This window comes from Aquificaceae bacterium, assembly GCA_037722135.1.
Taxonomy (GTDB): Bacteria; Aquificota; Aquificia; order Aquificales; family Aquificaceae; genus Pampinifervens; species Pampinifervens sericum.
Map to the genome: position 1 here is coordinate 1 of JBBKAW010000066.1, position 3834 is coordinate 3834.

The following is a 3834-nucleotide window of genomic DNA, read 5'->3' on the forward strand; positions in this document are numbered from 1 at the left end:
GTTCGTGTAATCATCTATCTAACCTTAAGAGAAGTTCCCAACTCATCATCGCAATCACATGGCGAAGTTCACCTTTGCATGTCCCCACATCTATAGAAGTGCTTTTTGTATGGGTTATAGAGTAAGAAATGGTCTCCACAAACCTGCTTACTTCGTGGTCCTTTGCCTTGCAAAACACTCTTACCGCAGAAGATAGAAAGTCAAGTGTCTGTTTATTTTCTCTGTAATCCCTTCTTGGAACTATCCATGCACTCAAGCCATAGACCCTGTTGTTGGACTTTTCTACGCGTAAGGTGAGGTTTCTGTGGGCGTAAATTACTTCGTCTGCGCGCGTCTGCTTTTTGTATCTTAGGGCATTCTTCTGTAAGAGACTCTCAAATTCAAAAAACTGCCTGTCTAAGGTCTGAGGGTAAGATACCGCAACTATGAAGAGTATTAGAAACACAACAATCATCATGGCTTTTATTATAAGCTGAAGGGGTCCATTCGGACCCCCGAGCCTTCCTTACTTTGCTTGAGGTCTTGGTGTTTTGTCCGTTGATGCAGGAAGGACAGGCACTTCAAGGGCGTGTTTTGGTATCTGACCGGTAAGTGATTTGAGGAAGGCTACTATATAACGCGTTTCCTCCTCTGTTAGCTTCCTTCCGAGTTGTGTTTCCGCCATTATCTTGACTGCATCCTCAAGGCTCCAGACACTTCCATCATGGAAGTAAGGATAGGTTTTTTCTACGTTTCTAAGAGAGGGAGATTTGAATACAAACATGTCTTCTTCCTTCTTAGTAACAGTAAACCTTCCAAGGTCAACGAGTATGGTGGGTTTATCAAGAGTCACGTATGGTGCGGTTGCCTTCCAATAGTCTACAAACTGACCAAACTTAAAGAAGGCATTTCCACCTACCGCAGGTCCAGAGTGGCATGCTACACAGCCAACTTCAATGAAAAGTCTTAGACCCTTCTTTTCTTCTGCAGTTAGAGCCTTTGTATTGCCTTTGAGAAACTCATCAAACCTTGAGGGTGTCAGCAAAGTTCTCTCAAAAGCTCCTATAGCCTTACCTATGTTTTCAAATCTGAGTGGTTCTTTGTCATTAGGAAAAGCTTTTTTGAACATTTCCACATATTCTGGAATAGACCTTAGCCTTTCAATCACTTCCTTTTCAGAAGGCATAGCCATCTCTATAGGATTAAGTATCGGACCGAGAGCTTGCTCTTCCACATCCTTTGCCCTTCCATCCCAAAATTGAGCAATATGCAATGCTGCATTGTATACGGAGGGCGCATTCCTTGGACCAATAGCCCAACCATGACCTATGGAAGTAGGCAGGTTATCCACACCGTAGGTTGCCAGGTTATGGCAGGTATTACAACTTATCAAACCACTCTTTGAAAGTCTTGGATCATAGAAAAGCATCTTACCAAGTTCTACTTTTTCTTTTGTTATTGGGTTTGCTGGGTTATCCACCACTTCGGGTAGAGGTTGGAAAAACTGTCTTGCTAGTTCAAGAAGCTGTGCATCTTCATCCTTCGGCTGAGGAGCTTGAGCCTTACCTTTGCTTTGGGCATAAACACCAGCACCCGCAACTACCGCTCCAACCAATACCGCACTTAACAACACTTTCTTCATGCCTTTACCTCCTTATAAGATTCTTTTATACAGCTATATATGATCTAGATTATAATACTTCTGCGAAAAATTTGCAAGAGAGTTTTATAGGTAGATATTCTTTAGAATCAGAAGAAAAGACTTCTTATCTTCACCATCTCCTCAAGGCTCAACTGTCCAGGTGCTACCGCAGAACCTACAAAGGCATAGCTTATAACAGACCCAAAGACAAAACCCGCAACCCTTGAAACCTTTCCATATTCACCCATGGCAATTAGGATTTTTTCTCCTTCTTCTTCTTTACCAAGACACAAAAGCCTTGCGGTATCTTGATAGGAGTTTGCCTTTACAGAAATCTTTACGATATCCGCATCCCACCTTCTTGCTTCTCTAAATACTTCCCTTAGTATCCAGTTGGCAGGCGTAAGCTCAAAGTTATGGTAGGAGATTATTAGTTTTTTCCCTGCGGTCTTTACTATGTCCCTGACCTGAGAGATGATATCTTGAGAGGAAAGCTCTATGTCTGTGTAATCGCTGTATGGAGCAACCTTTCTGAAAATCTCCAACCTATTTTCAACCTGTGAGCCACCTTCCCTTTGACTTCTCACTGTAAGAATGGTCTTTAGACCCTCCCTTTGAACCCTTTCCACACATTCAAGCACAAACTGAGGGTCTCTATTTTCAAAAAGGTCAACTCTAAGCTCTATTATGTCCGCACCCTTTTCTTTGCAGAGTCTTAGATTCTCCTCAAAGTTTTTGTCTGCAAGAGGAACTGCTATGAGCATAAGATATATTTTACCTTCTTCTCACTCTCCCTAAAACTTTCAATGGCAAACCAAACACCTTTGTAAAGTTGGCACCTGCCTTGTGGTCAAAGGCATCCTTTTCAGAATACGTTGCCAAATCTTCCACATATAGACTGTTGGGTGAGCTCCTGCCTACTACCTGCACATGTCCTTTGTATAGCTTAAGCATAACCTTGCCATTTACATACTCCGCAAGGGTGGAATTAAAAGCGTCCATTGCGTCCCTAAGAGGTGAAAACCATAGACCTTCATATACTACCTTTGCATACTCATGTGGGATATGGGTTAGGAAATAGTGGAAAGTAAATCTGTCAAGCACCAAGGAGAGCAGGTCTCTGTAAGCTTCGTAAAGCACTGTTGCTCCCGGAGCTTCGTAAACTTCTCTGCTTTTTATTCCCACAAGCCTGTTTTCCACAATGTCTATGCGTCCAACTCCATGTCTTCCTGCTATAGTATTTAGTCTAAGGATAAGTTCACTTAGTTTTTCAAACCTCTCTCCGTTTATGGCGATAGGCACTCCTTTTTCAAAACTTATCTCCACATACTCTGGCTCTTCTGGTGCTTTTTGAGGTGAAAGGGTCCACTCAAAGGCATCTTCTGGTGGTTCAGTCCAAGGGTCCTCTAATGGACCACATTCTATGGATATGCCCCAAAGGTTCTTATCTATGGAATAGGGTTTGTCCTTTGTAGCCTTTACGGGTATGCGATGCTTGAGAGCATATTCAACCTCTTCTTCCCTTGAACGAAATTCCCACTCTCTCACTGGTGCGAGCACCTCAAGGTCTGGGTTTAGAGCCCAAACGGATAGCTCAAACCTCACTTGGTCATTGCCCTTTCCAGTAGAGCCATGTGCCACATAGTCCGCATTAAACTTTTCTGCGTATTCTACCAACTTTTTGGCTATGAGGGGTCTTGAAAGGCTTGCGGTTAGAGGATATTTACCCTCATAGAGAGCCAAAGCCCTAAGGGTTGGTAGACAATACTCCCTTGCAAACTCCTCCTTTAGGTCTTCTACTATAGCCTCTACTGCACCAGAAGCCTTCGCCTTTTGAGGTATTTCAGAAAGCTCTTCACCTTGCCCTACGTCCGCCGTGTAGGTTATAACCTCATAGCCTCTATCAGTTAACCATCTAACTATTACAGAAGTGTCAAGCCCACCAGAATAGGCAAGTATTACTCTTTTTGGCATAGGTCTATTATATCATCTTAGCCTCTCAAAGGCTTTTGTAAGGTCAATTTCTAATTGGCAACCTCCGAAACTAAACTTCATACTATGCTTCTCCACATACCTACCCTTAGAAAGCTCAAAGACCTTCACTGCTTTCTCGTCAGGATAAACAAGCACAAAGTATTTAACACCTTCTCTCTCACACAGTTCAAACTTCAACCCCTCATCCATTTGCCTGCTTGATGGTGAGACTATCTCAA

Annotated in this window: 5 protein-coding genes; all 5 read right to left on the minus strand. The window is 42.9% G+C overall.

Translation table 11 applies throughout. From position 1 onward, the window contains the following. Positions 1–10: 10 nt before the first annotated feature. Positions 11–457 carry a hypothetical protein gene (locus WKI49_04715; protein ID MEJ7621799.1) on the minus strand — a complete coding sequence of 149 codons (447 nt, stop codon included), beginning with the start codon at positions 455–457 and terminating at the stop codon, positions 11–13. A 48-nt stretch (positions 458–505) separates the two neighbouring features. Beyond that, positions 506–1621, minus strand: a complete 1116-nt coding sequence (locus WKI49_04720) for a cytochrome-c peroxidase (GenBank protein MEJ7621800.1) — start codon at positions 1619–1621, stop codon at positions 506–508. 107 nt (positions 1622–1728) lie between these two features. Further along, a complete protein-coding gene (gene aroD, locus WKI49_04725) occupies positions 1729–2385 on the minus strand; it encodes a type I 3-dehydroquinate dehydratase (GenBank protein MEJ7621801.1) in 657 nt (218 codons plus the stop codon). A 10-nt stretch (positions 2386–2395) separates the two neighbouring features. Further along, on the minus strand, positions 2396–3595 hold the full coding sequence (locus tag WKI49_04730) for an argininosuccinate synthase (GenBank protein ID MEJ7621802.1): 1200 nt from the start codon (positions 3593–3595) through the stop codon (positions 2396–2398). A gap of 12 nt (positions 3596–3607) precedes the next feature. Next, positions 3608–3834 (minus strand): Uma2 family endonuclease (locus WKI49_04735; protein ID MEJ7621803.1); only part of this gene is annotated, 227 nt, incomplete at its 5' end.

Bases quoted from the DNA above. Each gene is read 5' to 3' on its own strand.
- WKI49_04730 (MEJ7621802.1), bottom strand. From the start codon at position 3,595: ATGCCAAAAAGAGTAATACTTGCCTATTCTGGTGGGCTTGACACTTCT.
- aroD (MEJ7621801.1), bottom strand. From the start codon at position 2,385: ATGCTCATAGCAGTTCCTCTTGCAGACAAAAACTTTGAGGAGAATCTA.
- WKI49_04720 (MEJ7621800.1), bottom strand. From the start codon at position 1,621: ATGAAGAAAGTGTTGTTAAGTGCGGTATTGGTTGGAGCGGTAGTTGCG.
- WKI49_04715 (MEJ7621799.1), bottom strand. From the start codon at position 457: ATGATGATTGTTGTGTTTCTAATACTCTTCATAGTTGCGGTATCTTAC.